The 15,331-nt window shown below is 63.5% G+C and carries 14 protein-coding genes and 2 pseudogenes; 9 read left to right on the forward strand and 7 right to left on the reverse strand.

Features of this window, described 5'->3' with window-relative positions:
• Positions 1-180 precede the first annotated feature (180 nt).
• The 7 genes from BM438_RS28560 (at position 181) to BM438_RS28590 (ending at position 7,841) form a co-directional block, all read left to right on the forward strand.
• Positions 181-1,197 (forward strand): LacI family DNA-binding transcriptional regulator, encoded by a 1,017-nt coding sequence (locus BM438_RS28560; protein WP_093641252.1) that lies wholly within the window; start codon positions 181-183, stop codon positions 1,195-1,197.
• A gap of 275 nt (positions 1,198-1,472) precedes the next feature.
• Positions 1,473-2,945 carry an NAD-dependent succinate-semialdehyde dehydrogenase gene (locus BM438_RS28565; protein ID WP_093641255.1) on the forward strand — a complete coding sequence of 491 codons (1,473 nt, stop codon included), beginning with the start codon at positions 1,473-1,475 and terminating at the stop codon, positions 2,943-2,945.
• A gap of 105 nt (positions 2,946-3,050) precedes the next feature.
• The gene (locus BM438_RS28570; protein ID WP_093641258.1) at positions 3,051-3,950 is read left to right on the forward strand and encodes a LysR family transcriptional regulator; all 900 of its coding nucleotides are present in this window, start codon (positions 3,051-3,053) and stop codon (positions 3,948-3,950) included.
• A gap of 253 nt (positions 3,951-4,203) precedes the next feature.
• Positions 4,204-5,526 (forward strand): MFS transporter, encoded by a 1,323-nt coding sequence (locus BM438_RS28575; RefSeq protein ID WP_093641261.1) that lies wholly within the window; start codon positions 4,204-4,206, stop codon positions 5,524-5,526.
• Between the two features lie 88 nt (positions 5,527-5,614).
• Positions 5,615-6,655 carry an amidohydrolase family protein gene (locus tag BM438_RS28580; protein WP_093641263.1) on the forward strand — a complete coding sequence of 347 codons (1,041 nt, stop codon included), beginning with the start codon at positions 5,615-5,617 and terminating at the stop codon, positions 6,653-6,655.
• Entirely contained in the window at positions 6,652-7,332 is a 681-nt protein-coding gene (locus tag BM438_RS28585; protein WP_093641266.1) for an RraA family protein, read from the forward strand. Before BM438_RS28580 ends, BM438_RS28585 begins: the two co-directional genes overlap by 4 nt.
• Before the next feature lie 110 nt (positions 7,333-7,442).
• Positions 7,443-7,841 carry a hypothetical protein gene (locus BM438_RS28590; RefSeq protein ID WP_093641269.1) on the forward strand — a complete coding sequence of 133 codons (399 nt, stop codon included), beginning with the start codon at positions 7,443-7,445 and terminating at the stop codon, positions 7,839-7,841.
• A gap of 23 nt (positions 7,842-7,864) precedes the next feature.
• Here the strand turns inward: BM438_RS28590 and BM438_RS28595 are convergent, their stop codons facing one another.
• The 7 genes and pseudogenes from BM438_RS28595 to BM438_RS28620 form a co-directional block, all read right to left on the reverse strand.
• The gene (locus BM438_RS28595) at positions 7,865-8,719 is read right to left on the reverse strand and encodes an AraC family transcriptional regulator (RefSeq protein ID WP_093641272.1); all 855 of its coding nucleotides are present in this window, start codon (positions 8,717-8,719) and stop codon (positions 7,865-7,867) included.
• A 23-nt stretch (positions 8,720-8,742) separates the two neighbouring features.
• Positions 8,743-9,456 carry an alanyl-tRNA editing protein gene (locus BM438_RS28600; RefSeq protein WP_093641275.1) on the reverse strand — a complete coding sequence of 238 codons (714 nt, stop codon included), beginning with the start codon at positions 9,454-9,456 and terminating at the stop codon, positions 8,743-8,745.
• 211 nt (positions 9,457-9,667) lie between these two features.
• Positions 9,668-9,988, reverse strand: a pseudogene (locus tag BM438_RS47200) (hypothetical protein); the annotation flags it as partial.
• Between the two features lie 41 nt (positions 9,989-10,029).
• Positions 10,030-10,285 (reverse strand): annotated as a pseudogene (locus BM438_RS47205) (hypothetical protein); the annotation flags it as partial.
• 352 nt (positions 10,286-10,637) lie between these two features.
• The gene (locus BM438_RS28610; protein WP_093641280.1) at positions 10,638-11,045 is read right to left on the reverse strand and encodes a hypothetical protein; all 408 of its coding nucleotides are present in this window, start codon (positions 11,043-11,045) and stop codon (positions 10,638-10,640) included.
• Positions 11,042-12,199, reverse strand: coding sequence for a cupin-like domain-containing protein (locus tag BM438_RS28615; RefSeq protein ID WP_093641282.1), 1,158 nt, complete (start codon positions 12,197-12,199; stop codon positions 11,042-11,044). The genes BM438_RS28610 and BM438_RS28615 overlap by 4 nt, the downstream gene beginning before the upstream one ends.
• Entirely contained in the window at positions 12,193-13,134 is a 942-nt protein-coding gene (locus BM438_RS28620; protein ID WP_208620718.1) for a TylF/MycF/NovP-related O-methyltransferase, read from the reverse strand. The genes BM438_RS28615 and BM438_RS28620 overlap by 7 nt, the downstream gene beginning before the upstream one ends.
• Before the next feature lie 222 nt (positions 13,135-13,356).
• Between BM438_RS28620 and BM438_RS28625 the strand changes: the two genes are divergently transcribed.
• Positions 13,357-14,106 carry a DUF3455 domain-containing protein gene (locus BM438_RS28625; RefSeq protein ID WP_244179467.1) on the forward strand — a complete coding sequence of 250 codons (750 nt, stop codon included), beginning with the start codon at positions 13,357-13,359 and terminating at the stop codon, positions 14,104-14,106.
• A 15-nt stretch (positions 14,107-14,121) separates the two neighbouring features.
• Complete coding sequence (locus BM438_RS28630; RefSeq protein ID WP_093641288.1) at positions 14,122-15,210, forward strand: LLM class flavin-dependent oxidoreductase; 1,089 nt, start codon at positions 14,122-14,124, stop codon at positions 15,208-15,210.
• The last annotated feature ends 121 nt before the right edge of the window (positions 15,211-15,331 follow it).

Consider the following 15,331-nt stretch of genomic DNA (forward strand, 5'->3'; position numbering starts at 1 on the left):
TTAAATTTCTAGGAAAAATAAACGGCCAGCTCTTGTGCAGCAGGCATTTAATCGCTTAAATTCGAGTCCGAGAGGAAAAGTCATGATGAGTGTCTCCGCTGTGTTTTCCAGCAACTTATCAACGTCGCCCGTTGCTTGCAACATTTGAATCGCGCTCCCTGAATATGGGATAAATAGTAAATGGTCACCCTTTCCGAAGTCGCAAAGCGCGCGCACGTCACCGCCGCCACCGTTTCCAATGTCCTGCGCAACCGCGAGAAGGTCCGCCCGGAGACGGCCGAACGCGTACTGAAGGCCATCGCCGATCTCGGCTACCGGCCCAACTTGAACGCACGCGCGCTGGCAGAGGGCCGCTCGTCGACCTTGGCCCTGATGCTGTCGAACATCTCGAACCCGTTCTACCCAGAGTTCGTCTCGGCCGCCGAACGAGCGGCACGCAAAGCCGGGTACTTCCTGATGGTTTGCAATACTGATGACGATGCGGAGATCGGCCGCGCGTACCTGAACCAGATCGCCGGCACGCTCGCAGACGGTGTCCTCGTGATGAACACGGACATCGCGATCAACGACTTGTGCGCGTCGGCCACGCACAGCGCGCCGATCTTGCTGGCGATGTGGGAACACCCTGAGGCTCCGCCCGCGCTGCCCTGCATCGCCGTGGATTTTGCTCATGCGGGTGCGCTTGCCGCGAGGCATCTGCTCGAACTCGGTCATCGCGAGATCGGTCTTCTGATCGGCGATGGATGCGGCGGCTTGCAAGACGCGCGCTCCAACGGATTTCGCGCGGTGATGCGCGAGGCCGGAATCGAAACAGACGCTGCCGCGGTGCTGCAGATCCGCGACTCGATCGACGCTGGCTACGCCGCCTGCATGCAGTTGATGGCGAGCCGCCCTCACCTCACCGCGATTTTCGCGACCAACGATCTGCTCGCGATCGGCGCGGCCCAGGCATTGATAACGCTTGGCCGCGCCGTGCCGAACGACGTCTCGGTCATCGGCATTACGGACATTCAACTCGCACACCAGGTGCATCCTGCGTTGACGACGATCGCGATCCAGACGGCGGCCGTCGCGGAGTTGTCGATCGAGAGTCTGATCCGGCTGATCCAGACGCCTGAACAGCAACCGTCGATGGTGCTCGCGCCACCGCCGCAACTCGTCGTACGCGCTTCGACGGGGCCGCGGCGGGTACGTTGAGGCGCGAGCTAGCGCGTACCGCAGACCGCGCAACACAGCCTTCACCACCCATCCCGGCCTGCCGCTTCACCGCACATTCAGCAGAAAATGCTGTGGCGGCGTGAAAAAAAAGCGCCGCGCACCGTCAAAGGCCCACTGGGATGATTTCATTGACTGCGGCGTACGCGTAGGATCAACGTGTTAGTCGCCCGCAATCTACCTTAAGTGCGCGGCCGCGCCGCCGCATCGATGACTCGCCCTCGCCTCATCCAGGGCAACCCGAAGGAGCAACCCCGATGTCACTCGCATTGACCCGCAAAGAACTGATTCGCCCGCAGAACCTGATCGACGGCAAGTGGACCGACGCCGCAGACTCGGCGCGCTTTCCCGTCACCAACCCGGCCACCGGCGAATTGATCGTCGAAGTCGCGAACAGCGGTGCAGCGGACGCCCGCGCAGCCACTGACGCCGCGGCCCGCGCGTTCCCCGCGTGGCGCGACAAGCTGCCGCGCGAACGCGCGGAGATTCTGCGTCGCTGGCATGCGCTGATCGTCGCCAATACCGAAGACCTCGCCAAGCTGATGTCGACGGAACAAGGCAAGCCGCTCGCGGAAAGCCGCGGCGAAGTCGCCTACGGCGCCTCGTACGTCGCGTGGTTCGCCGACGAGGCGACTCGCATCTACGGCGATCTGATCCCGCAGCAACAGCGCGGCAAACGCATGAGCGCGGTGAAGGAACCGGTCGGCGTGGTCGCGGCGATCACGCCGTGGAATTTCCCGCTGGCGATGATTGCGCGCAAGATCGCGCCCGCGCTCGCAGCCGGATGCACGGTCGTGGCCAAGCCCGCCGAAGATACGCCGCTCACGGCACTCGCGCTGGCGGCGCTCGCCCAGGAAGCGGGCTTGCCGGACGGCGTGCTGAACATGCTGTCGGCTTCGCGTGACCAGGGCATTGCGGCGGTCGCTGACTGGCTCGCCGACGGACGCGTACGCAAGATCACGTTCACGGGCTCGACGCCGGTCGGCAAGCATCTCGCCCGCGAATCGGCTGGCACGCTGAAGAAACTGTCGCTGGAATTGGGCGGCAATGCGCCATTCATCGTATTCGACGACGCCGATCTCGATGCTGCGGTCACCGGCCTGATGGCCTCCAAGTTCCGCAACGGCGGTCAGACTTGCGTGTGCCCGAACCGGGTTTATGTGCAATCGGGTGTCTACGCACGTTTCGCCGATCTGCTCGCGAAACGGGTCGCCGCGCTGAAGGTTGCGCCCGCAACCGATCCGGACGCGCAAATCGGCCCGATGATCAACGAACGCGCAATCGACAAGATTGCCCGGCACGTGGAAGATGCCGTCAAACACGGCGCAAAAGTGCTGACAGGCGGCAAGCGCCTGACCGAACTCGGCCCGAACTACTATGCGCCGACCGTGCTGACCGATGCACGGGACGACATGATCGTCTGTTGCGAAGAAACCTTTGGGCCGGTGGCGCCGCTGTTCCGCTTCGATGACGAAGCCGAAGCGATCCGCCTTTCCAATGACACGCCGTTCGGCCTCGCCGCCTACTTCTACACGCAGGACGTGCGACGTATCAATCGCGTCGCAGCCCAGCTCGAAGCGGGCGTGATCGGCATCAACGAAGGCGCTGTGTCGAGCGAAGCGGCGCCGTTTGGCGGGGTGAAAGAATCGGGCTACGGCCGCGAAGGGTCGAAGTACGGACTCGACGATTACATGTCGATCAAGTACCTGTGCCAGGGCGGATTGGATTAAGGAAGGAGCCGCCGCGGCGCCAGAACCTCCCCCAGCGCACCAGCATTGCACCGTCCACCGCATAACCCGTTATCCTCTTCCTACTGAAGATCAGGAAACACGGATATGAATCTTAGGGCGTTGCAGTGCTTCGTGATTCTGGCGGAGGAGCTCAATTTCAGCCGCGCCGCCGAGCGCTTGCACATCGCGCAACCCGCGCTCAGTCAGCAGATCCGTTCGCTTGAAGAGCGGCTCGGCACGCAGTTGGTCGATCGGGCAAGACGCCCGCTGAGTCTGACCGAAGCCGGCCACTACCTCTGCACGGAGGCGCGTCAGATACTCGGTTCGCTGGAACAGGTGTCGCTTACAGCGCAAGAAATCGGCGTCGGCCGGCGCGGCTGGCTTAGCATCGGCTTCACGCGCTCGGCGATGTACAGCATCCTGCCGCCCGCGCTCAAGGCGTTTCACAACGCGTTCCCGCAGGTTGAACTCAAGCTCTTCGAATTGCTCACTGAGGAGCAAACCGATGCGTTGCGCGACATGCGCATTCACATCGGCATCGGGCGGCAGCCGCTCGCGATTGAAGGCTGCACGTCCTATCCCTTGCTGCGCGAGCGCGTCATGGTCGCGCTCGAACCGGGTCATCCGCTGGCCGCACACAAGACCGTGCGAATTGCCGAGCTCGCCGATACGCCCTTGATTCTGTATCCGAAGCACCAGAACGCACAGTTCAAACGCTCGGTGCAAACGCTCTATCGCGATGCGGGCGTAACCCCGGTCGTCGCTCACCAGGCCTATGAAATTCAGACCGCGATTGCACTCGTAGCAGCGGGCCTGGGCGTAACATTTATCGGCGAATCGGTTGCGCGCCATGGACGTACGGACGTCGTGTACCGCCACCTCAGCGGTCCCGGTTCATCATACCGATCGACGCTCGCAGCCACCTTTCGCACGGACGACGCCTCACCGCATCTACGCGCCTTCCTCGCCTGTCTCCCCGCGCCGCTTGCTGACGCCACACTATAAGTAAAAACCTATACAAGCATAAGCAAGCGGTCTTGGACTCTCCGTCCGGGCGTTCTTATCATGGGCCTCATGCTTCAGCCGCTGTCCGTTCATGAGCGCATCAGCATCAGCGCCTGCAGGCACGAACGGTAACCCCTGAAGCCCGGCCGTCAAATACGCGGCCATCGGGACACTGCCGGCGTTCGATCCGGCAGGCCGACCATAAGAACGCCGCCACGGCTCATGAAGCCGTCGCAGCAAGGTAGGAGACAGCATGACCTCATTCGACGAAGCCACCACCATGCGCAAAGTGTACGGGCGATTAATGCCCCTGCTCTTTGCGATGATGTTCTTCAACTATCTGGACCGGATCAATATCGGATTCGCCGCGCTGGACATGAACAAGCAGTTGGGCTTCAGTCCAGCGGTGTTCGGTTTCGCCGGCAGCATCTTCTTCGTCGGCTACATGTTGCTGGAAGTGCCGAGCAACCTGTTGCTGCATCGGGTCGGTGCACGCCGCTGGATCGCGCGCATTCTGCTGACGTGGGGCGCGGTTGCGGCAGCCACCGCCTTCGTCTTCAACGACTCGAGCTTCTATGTGCTGCGCTTTCTGCTGGGCGTGATGGAAGCGGGCTTTTTGCCGGGCGTGGCGGTTTATCTGACGAAATGGTTTCCGGTGCGCTACCGGGCACGCGCGGTGGGTGGCTACATCATCGCGGGTTCGTTTTCGGCGGTGCTTGGCGGTCCGATCTCCACGACGTTGATGACCTACGCGAACGGCATTCTCGGTTTGCAGGGATGGCAATGGATGTTCATCCTCGAAGGCATCCCGGCGATGGCGCTCGGTCTGCTGACGCTGCGCATCATGACCGAACGTCCGGCCGACGCCAAATGGCTCTCCGATGACGAAAAGCGTTGGCTGGAATCGACGCTCGCAGCCGAACGCGAAGCCGTTGGTGGCACCAAACATTTTCCGCTGCTGCGCGTGGCGAGCGACATCCGCGTATGGAGTCTCGCGTGTCTGTTCGGTTGCGCGCTGGTCGGCATTTATGGCCTGTTCCTATGGCTGCCGCAGATCGTTAAAAGCCTCGGCCATCTGAGCAATATCGAGGTCGGCTTTCTGTCCGCCGCGCCGCCGCTGCTTGGCGTGTTGGGCACGTTCCTGATCAGCCGCAGTTCCGATCGCACGGGGGACCGCAAGAAGCACCTCGCCTTCGTGTACGGCATGAGCGCATTGGCGATTGCCGGCAGTGCGTATGCGCCAAACCCTGTGATCGCCTACGCGCTGCTGTGCCTGACCGGTTTGTTCATCTATGCGGGTAACCCACTGTTCTGGAGCCTCGCGTCGTCGTTCAGAACGGGCGCGGCGGGCGCCGCGACGATTGCGCTGATCAACACCATCGCGCAGTTCGGCGGCCTGGTCGGCCCCTGGAGCATCGGGCTGGTCCGCAACGCCACCGGCAATTTCAAGCTGGCCTTGCTGACGATCGCAGCGTTTCTGGTGGTCGCGACAATCATCGCACTCGTGATGCGCGTCACGCCGTCTGAAGATGAAGCCGCCTCGCTCGCGACCGGCGACCCTGCCCCGCGCACCTGAGCGCCCTGACCAGTGAAACAGCGAACGTAGCGAACGCACAGCGCAGGCAGACAAACATCCACAAAGACATCAACGGATTTTTCACACCATGATCATCGATTGCCACGGTCACTACACCACCTCGCCGCCGCAGCACGAGGCCTGGCGCGCGCAGCAGATCGCCGCGCTGAAAAACGGCGGCTCGCCGCCGCCACGGCCCCTCATTACCGATGACGAAATTCGCGAGAGCATCGAAACCGGCCAGATTCGCATCCAGCGCGAACGCGGCACCGACCTCACGATCTTTTCGCCACGCGCCGCCGGCATGGGACACCACCTCGCCACGGCCGAAGCCAATGCAGTCTGGTCGAGCGAATCCAACGATCTCATCCATCGCGTAGTGTCGCTGTTTCCGCGCAACTTCGTCGGCGTGTGCCAGTTGCCGCAAGCGCCGGGCGTGGCGCCGGCCAATTGCATCGCCGAACTGCGGCGTTGCGTGGAAGAGCTGGGGTTCATCGGCTGCAATCTGAATCCGGACCCGTCCGGCGGACATTGGTCGGGGCTGCCGATTACGGACCGCTCGTGGTATCCGCTCTATGAAGCGATGGTGGACCTCGACGTGCCGGCAATGATTCACGTGTCCTCGTCGTGCAATCCGAATTTTCATGCGACGGGCGCGCATTACATCAACGGCGACACGTCGGCGTTCATGCAGTTGCTGCAGGGCGATCTGTTCGCCGACTTCCCGACCTTGCGCTTCATCATTCCGCACGGCGGCGGCGCGGTGCCCTATCACTGGGGCCGTTATCGCGGGCTCGCGCAGGACATGAAGCGGCCGCTGCTCAGCGAGTATCTGATGAAGAACGTGTTCTTCGATACCTGCGTGTATCACCAGCCCGGCGCCGAACTGCTCGCCAAAGTCATTCCGGTCGAGAACATCCTGTTCGCCTCGGAAACCATCGGCGCGGTTCAGGGTATCGATCCGGAAACCGGCCACTACTACGACGACACGCGGCGCTATATCGACGCCATCGAATGGCTCAGCGCCGCGGACCGTCAGCACATCTATGAAGACAACGCCCGCGCGGTGTACCCGCGGCTGTCCCATCAACTCGAGAAGCAATTCGCCACGCAAGGGGCAACGATATGACTGTCACTACGAATCCCATCGGCTGGCGCGAACACGAATCCGCGCCTCAGGCCAACCCGGCAACGCTCGACGCATTGCGTGAACTGGCGGTTTCTCTTCTCAGCGACAACATGGCGCGCGCGAGCGGCATGGTCGGCTTGCGGCCGTATCATCAGCCCAAACCGATGGCCGGCACCGCGGTTACGGTCCACACCCGCCCCGGCGACAACCTCGCGATCCATCGCGCGTTCGACTTTTGCCGGCCGGGCGATGTGCTCGTAATCGACGGCGCCGGCGAACTGACGCAAGCGCTGATGGGCGAGATCATGGCCAGCTTCGCGGAGAGTCTGGGCGTGCAGGGCCTCGTGATCGACGGTGCGATCCGCGATGTCGGCGCGCTACGTCAGCGCGATTTTCCGGTGTACGCGCGCGGCGTGACGCATCGTGGGCCTTACAAGAACGGTCCTGGCGAGATCAACGTGCCGGTCACGGTCGGCGGGATGGTGGTTCATCCTGGGGACATCATCGTCGGCGATGAAGACGGCTTGCTCGCGATCTCGCCGGCTGACGTGGAAGCGGTGATCGAAGGCGCACGGCGGCAGAATGCGAAAGAAACGGCGGCGTTGAAGTCGATCGCCAATGGCAGTTTCGACCGTTCCTGGGTCGTACCGCATCGCGATCGGATGATGAACGGCTGACTTCACGCACGACGTCAGAGCGTGCATGATGCTGACTGGTTCCCGCCGCGTAGCTTGGGTCGCGGCGAACCAGCTAACATCGTCCCAACCCTGCTGGAATCATGTGCCTCATGGCGGAATATCTGAACGCTGCAATGCTCCTTGAACTCGCGCAACGTGCGGAAGAGCGCACTGCCGCGCCTTGTATGTGTACAAAAACGCCGCTTGACGGTTGGCACTCGCAGCCTCTCTCTCTCGACGAAACGCAGTTCAAGGAAATCGGCACGCTTGCACCGGAGGACGATCCGGAACCGACGTTCAGCGAATACCTACCGGGCAAAACGACCTACTGGTCGGCCGACGCCCCCATCGCACCACGTTACTTCCCGTACAACCGCTGTGCCGTCTGGCAGTGCGCGTTGTGCGACCGTCTTTATCTGCGGTACACGGAAGGGGGTGGCTACTTCGTCGATCGCAGGATTCGCGCTGTACAGTCGGCGCTGATCGAGGACGTTCCGCTTCCCGAGTAACGTTAGAGGTGCAACGCGCGGACTTAATGCCCAGGCTTCAGCGCCGCATACGTTCCCGGTGTGATCCCATAGGCCCGCTTGAAAAGCCGGTTGAGATGGCTTTGATCGTAAAAGCCGACGGCCGCGGCAGCGCTCGCCGCGCTATGCCCCGCCGCAAGCATGCGTTTGGCTGCAAGTAGCCGCACCTGCGTCGCGTAGGCGTGCGGCGGCAGTCCAAACTCTTTACAGAAGGCACGCGTGAGGTAATAGCGGCTCAGCCCCACCAGTTCCGCCAGCTCATCGACCGGAATATCGCGCGCATAGTTGGCGGCGACGTACTCACGCACCTGCGCCATCTTGTGGGCCTCCCGCCGTGCTTCGCCGAGCTCGTGCCGCGATTGCCCGTAGCGCCCGACCAGCATTCCCATCGCCGCCCACCAATTCGCCTGCCGCTCCATCAGCGAGACCGAGCCGTGCTGGTCGAGACTCGCATGCGCTTTGACCAGCAGGCCGGCCAGATGCGCATCCTGATAGAGCCCCGGCGGGATCAGAAGCGGTTTGTCGGGACGCGAGTCGGGCGAAAACACAGCACCCAGCGCGCCCAGGCCATCCATGTCGAGATAAATGGCGCGGTAATTCCATTCGCGGCCTTCCCACACCTCGCCGCTGTGATATTCGCCCGGTCCGAACACGAGCACGCTGCCGGGTCCGGCGACTTCGCTGCCGGTGCGCGTATGACACTGCCCCGCACCGGACTGCGTCATGACAATGACGAGTTCGTCGTGCAGATGCCGGTCGAATTTGTGCTCGCCGTAGCGGGCACTCGCGAGACAGGCGCCGTCGAGCGCGCCGTCTCGCCAGCACACTACTTCCGGCTCGCTTTTATCCGATGTGTCCATAGCTCGGTCTCCCGGGATGCCCTTCAAACCAGCTCTATTCTGACCCGGCGATTGCGGCGCCCCTTGTTTTCTATCTTCACGATGCGGATCGGTTTCGATTGCGCCGTGTTGGTCAGATGCGTGCCGCCGCAAGCCTGCCGGTCCAGGTCGCCGATTTCGACGATCCGCACCGTGCCGTCGGAGGTGGGCGGCGGCGCCACTGAAAGACTGCGGATCAGGCCCTGCGTCGATTTTGCCTCCGCTGCGCTGACGTAGTAGGTCCGAACGTCCATGGCGCTGCGGATCACCTCGTTGGCGGGCTCCTCGAGCAGGCGCAATGCGTCGTTATCCGCCTCGGGCAGATCGAAATCCATGCGGGCGGTGCCGTCGGCATTGATCTGCGCGCCGGTCACGAGTGCGCCGGCGAAGCGCTGATACACGAGGGCGTTGAGAATATGCGTGGCCGTATGAAGCTGGGCGACGGTGGAACGCCGGGCCGCGTCGACGGCCACGTGGACCTCGCCATTCAGTTCGAGCGGTTCGTCGAGCAGATGCCAGAGCATGCCGCCTTCCGGCGCGACGCCGGTAATGCGGACGGCACCGTGCGCGTGGGTCAGGGTTGCGGCGTCCGACACCTGGCCTCCGCCGCCCGGGTGCAAGGCCGTGCGGCCTAGCACGACGGCGCCGGGCCGCGAGGCGATCACGCTCGTTTCAAACTCGAGTAAGTCCGGCTGCTCATGGCAAAGATAATGCGCCACCTTGAATTCCCCGCATGAAATGACTGATTACGCCTAGGATACTCAGTCTCATGGGAGGTCGTCTTGGTCAAAAATGCTCTCTGCGGTTAGGCCCGGACCATGGCCGCCCGTCTTTTGCGGATCAGGCGAAAGGCGGCCGGTAAGCCGCCACGCGCTTGGGCGATCAGACGGACAGCGTCTGCTGAAGGTTCAGATTGGGCGAATTGAGCGCCAGATCCGTGTTCAGGTTGGGCAAATTGAACGAACCGTTGCCGGAAACCGTCTGGTCGAGGCCGCCTTGCGCGGCCCACTGGAAGTTGCTCACGCCAGAAACACCGTCCGCACCGGACACGTCGTGCGTCTCGATCTGCTTGTAGACGTCCGGGTTCTGCAGCATGTACGACGCTGCGGCGGACACGTCGGACGGTGTGCCGGCGGGCGGATTATTGGCGAGCTTGTAGAGCTGGTCCGGATCGAGCGACGAGATGCCGTTCTGGCTCATGTAGCTCGCCAGCGCGCCGGACGCGCTTTGCGCATCCATCATGGCGCCTTGGGTCGAGGTCGAATCCAGCGTATCGGTCGTGCTCGGCGACGGCTCGCTATCGAGGCCACCCTGCGCCGCCCACTCGAAGTTGCCCACGCCGGAAATACCGTCAGCACCTGACACGTCGTGCGTCTCGATCTGCTTATAGACGTCCGGATTTTGCAGCATGTACGACGCCGCGGCGGACACATCGGGCGGCGTGCCGGCAGGCGGATTGTTGGCCAGTTGATAAAGCTGATTCGGGTCGAGCGACTTGATGCCGTTCTGGTTCATGTAACTCGCGAGCGTGCCCGACGCGTTCTGCGCCATCGCGTTCTGTCCCACCGACGACGAACTTTGCTGCAACACCTGGTTGATCATCGCATCGACTTGCTGCTCCAGCTGCTGGATGGACTGATCTTCTGAAGAGAACGACGAGTCGAGGCTGGGTGTGGCAAAACTGGAGACGGCGTCGTTGGCGATAGCGGTCATGGGATCCTCTGCAAGGGAAGATAGACCGCCATCGGTCATGCGGATGTGAAACGAAACACAGCGGCGGTCCGGGGTCGTCTAATGCTAATTGGGCCAACTGAGCCGGTTTCGGCCCATGCGAAAAGCGGGCCGAAAATGCGAAGCCATGTCTGTGTGAGGGGGAATGCGTGGCATCCGGCACGGCACATCATTGGACCTGCGCAGCGCCGCGCGCGGCCTGCTCTTCGCAGTACGCCAGGTACTTATCGTAGGCCTGCTGCGGCGGCGTTTTGGCGTACTGTCCGTACAGACGGTCGATAAAGGTCGTCAATTCCGCCTGCGCGTACAACTGTCGTTCAATCGGCATTGCCGCCGCTACATGCTGCGCCTTGCGCAACTCGTCTTCCTTGCTGACGCCAGCATCGCGGTCCTGCGCGATCAGCTTCGCGTTGTTCGCACGCGTCGTGCAGACCTGCGTCATTGCCGACGAAGCCTGTGCATGCGCGGATAACGGGCTTAGCGCTGTGGCCGACGCAATCAGCGCTGTCACGGCCATGCCGCGTACGAATGGCAGAAAGGAGGTGCAAGGCGAATCGCTTCGGGGTACGCCGATCATCCGGTCCTCGTTATATTCGGTTGTAAAAGCCTGCCGTCGAGCAGCGTCGACGCACTTTCGTCGTCAGCAAAACGACTGATCGACAGCACATGATCCAGCGCCCAGACGCAGTGAAACCAACCGGTTGGAATCACCAGCAGATCGCCCGGTTCGAGCATGACGTCCACGCTGGACGCATCGGCAAAGCGCGGAAAGCGTGTCAGGTCCGGAGCCGCTACGTCGACGCGGCAAGGACGATACGTGTTGAATGCGTCGAGCGCGTAGACGGCGCCTTCCTGAGCAGGCGCATAGAGCCGCACCCGCTTGCGGCCGTGAATCTGTGCAAGAAACGAATTCGCCAGATCGCAGTGCAAACGCGTGACAAGTGCGGCGGCGCTGGCCCGCCCGAACCAGAGTTGCCCTGCGCCGAACATGCGCGCCGGAAGCATCGGCAGTGAAAAACGCGCTTCCCATGCGGGCGGCAGGAGGCAGCCTTCCGTGTAGGTGGCGGCGCCTGCGCTGGCGAGAGGCTGTACGGCGAATCCATCGATAAAGTCGGCAACGGTTTGCGGAAGGCCGCTCGACGGATTCGCGCGCAGTACAGTAGCGCCCTCGTGAGTACGCCAATCATCGAGTGTCCAGGCGACTTCGGGCCAGCTCACCATGCCGCGCAACACCAGCGGGACGGAGGCATCGAGCGTGTCTGCGAGTGCCGCGTGCAGGTCCTGATCGCCGCAGCCGCTGGCCTGCAGCGCCGGCACGGTCGCCAGCGCTGCGGGTGCGCGCCGCCGGGCTCGCTCCAGCGCCATGCGGGCCGCCGCCGAGGGTCGCTTGAGCAGTTGCAACCAGTAAGCGGCGAGCCGCTCAGCGCCGTCGATTCGCACGCCGCCGAACGCCATTGCCGCCGCACTGCGCGGATCGAAGCCGGTGGGATCGTCGAGCATCGCGCTCAACAACGCGCGGCTCAGCGTGATGCGGGCTGCGGCGCGGTGCACGTCGTCGGGTGGGATCGACGTCGACTCGATCCGCGGACCAAACGTGAAACGGCGGCTGGCATCCGCGCAATCGCTGACGATCAGATCGACGGCCACCGCTTGTGGCGGCGCCACGTAATGTGCGCTAAGCCGCGCTTCCAGAACCGCGCTGAGTTCGACATGCGCCGTCATGCTCACCATGGCTTGCGCCAGTAGACCGCTTGCGTGTTCACACGCGTAAGCGGCGCGTCGATGCGATGCACGGCGCGGTATTCGTCAACGGCGCGTGCGCAGCCAGTCGGCAGGCCATAGTCGTCGACGATCACGAAGCCACCCGGTGACAGGCGCGGATACAAGGCCTCGAGTGCGTCACGGGTCGAGTCGTACCAGTCGCCATCGAGACGCATCAACGCGAGGCGCTCGATCGGCGCGTCCGGCAACGTATCGGCGAACCAGCCCGGCAGAAAACGCACGCGGCGATCGAGCAGGCCCGCGCGCGCGAAAGCTTCGCGCACGGTCGCCAGATCGCTGCGCAGCAGGCCGACCGCGCGCATCAGGTGATGCCAGATGGCATCGCGCAAATCGGTGGCAGGGTTCGGCGCGGGCAAACCCGCGAAGGAATCGGCCACCCAGACGTTGCGACCAAAGCCGCCGAACGCGGTCAGCGCGGCGCGCATCAGAATCGTCACGCCGCCGCGCCATACGCCGGTTTCGATGAAGTCGCCCGGCACGCGCTCGTCGATCACGAGGCGCGCCAACTCGACGACGTTATCGAGTAGCACGTCGTCGCACATCGTCAAACGACGCGACTCGTGGTGCATGTGGTTGAGCGCATCCGCCATGCGCGCCGGATCGATCCCGGCAACCTCAGCCGCCGTGCGATGCAGTGGCGCGAGCCATTCGGCAAACACACGGTCCGCATCGGCGAGCCGTTCGACGCAATCGTCGGCGGTGATTGGCGCAGTTTGGGCCGCGGCGGCTTGCGCGAGGTCGTGAATGTCGGCCGCGCCGCCAATGTAGCGGCGGATCATCGCCAGATACGCATAGGCGCGCTCGTCGTCGGCGACCAGCATGGATAGCTGCGGCTCAGGGCCGGACAAAGAAGCGGAAGAAGGACTCGAAGGATTCAATTCCATCGCGGGTTCGGGTGGGCGCTCGGGCCGTTAGCGGACGAGACGTGTGCGAGAAAGCCGCCATACGCAAGGCGCGGCGCGGCGGCAAGCCCGAACCAGTATCGGCCGACACGGCCCCCCGTTCAGCTGAATCACGAACGGATGCATGCTCATGCGAACCGCGGAGGGTTGGCGCCTGGGCGCGCCGGCCAGCATGCGTGTCCCACCCACTGCGTGCGGTTTTCAATGCAGTCTTTCGTGTCGAGCCACGCAGCGGCGTGCCGGATCAGGTGTGATGGCACCATCGCCCGCCTTCCCCTTCCGCCAATGACTGGTTTTCCGCCCCGCCCCGCGCAGTTGCTGCGCCCGTCGATGACCTGCCTCGTGGCCGGCTGCCTGCTCGCACTCGCCGGCTGCGCGACGCCGCCTAAACCGCCCCCGCCGACGGCAGACGAGTCCTTGCCCGTGGCCTTGCGAGCCAACCAGGACGAGGTGCTCCAGGAAGTCATTACCACCCATGGCGACGAAACCTACATATGCCGCCGCATCAAGGCGGGCCCAGTCGCGCTGCCTGACACGATCCCTGGCGTCGCCCGTGACGGCACGCAGCTGCTCTGGGATCCTTTGGGTTCCGAAGCAACCCTCGTCGACGCCGCCGGCCAAAGCGTCGGCACCGTCGCGCCGGGCCGCTACTTTCTCTCCTACGACGGCAGCTACGTGATCGGCAACGTCGCCGCCGAAAGCCAGGTGGGCGCCAATGCGCTGACCTGGGCGCGCTACACGGCCCGCTTCGTCGCGGCCCCGCGCCCGGGCGAGGGCCGTTTCGCCGACGTCAGCTCGATCCAGCGCATCGACACCACGGGCGGTGTGCCGCCGCAACCGTCGTGCGAACTCGAGGGCGCGCATCTGCTCGTGCCGTACGGCGCGACCTATATGTTCTACCGCGCTAAAGGCCGCGCGCCGGTCGCCTTGTCGGCGAATCAGGCCACGCAGTAACCCGAGGAGTCGACGATGCAATTCGGTTTGTTCATGACGTTGCCTGCCCCGGAGCCGAAGCCGGCAGCCGAGCTCTACCAGCGCGCGATCGCGATGGCCGAAGCCGCCGATACGCTCGGCTTCAGCCACCTGTGGCTCGCCGAACATCACTTCACGAACTACTCGCACTCGTCACGGCCGCTGATGCTGCTGTCCCATATCGCCGCACGCACCCACCATCTGCGCCTCGGTCCGGCGATCGTGCCGGTGCCGCTGCATCATCCGCTCGTGATTGCGGAAGAACTCGCCACGCTCGATGTGTTGAGCGGCGGACGTGTCGAAGCCGGGCTTGGCAGCGGCTATCAACGCTATCAGTACGAGCGCTTCCAGCTCGTCAAAGGCGCCACCTCCGCCCGCGACGACGAAGCGATCGACGTGCTCTTGCAAGCACTACGCGAACCCGTGTTCTCGCACCAGGGCGAGTACTTCAACATTCCCCGCACCGGCCTCGTCCCGCAACCGCTGCAACGCGCGATGCCGGTATGGCTCGTCGTCAATTCGAGCCGGCGAGCGTCGGTCGAACAGGCGGTGCGACGGCGCGCAAATCTCTTCACCGGCGTGCTCGAACCCATTTCGAAGCTGACCGACGTAAGGCGCCATTATCCGGACCTTGCCCCTGCACTCTCGACTGTACGCATCGGCACGCAGCGGCCGGTGTTCGTCGCGCAGAACGAAGCTCAGGCCCGCGAGGCCGTCGAACATGCGCGCTGGAACGGACGCGCGACGCTGCGGCTGCGTCACGACATGGGCGACGTGGTCGACGGCATCGTGCCGGACCAGCCGCTACCCGACGAACCGTCCGACGACGCGCTACGTAACGATTTCCTCGTGATCGGCACCGCCGACGAATGTATTCACCAACTGCGCCGCATTCAAGCCGGCCTCGGTTGCGACTACTTCAGTGCGAGCTTCTGGTTCGGCTCGATGCCACACGACATGGCGATGGAGTCGATGCGCCGGTTCGCACGCGACGTGATGCCCGCATTCGCGAACGGTGCGCTTGCAGCGACCACCCAGCAAGCGCCGGCATCGCGCCCGCAATGGGAATCCACCTTGGCGTGGTGAACGCATTCAGCGCGCATGACACGCGTTCCTTCGCACGACGTTTGCATCTGCCACGTTCGCATCCTCGGCCCTCACTTCGGACTTCCAGCACTGCAATGTGACGTGGCGATGAAAATTCGTC

It is taken from the genome of Paraburkholderia aspalathi (genome assembly GCF_900116445.1).
GTDB classification, from domain to species: Bacteria; Pseudomonadota; Gammaproteobacteria; order Burkholderiales; family Burkholderiaceae; genus Paraburkholderia; species Paraburkholderia aspalathi.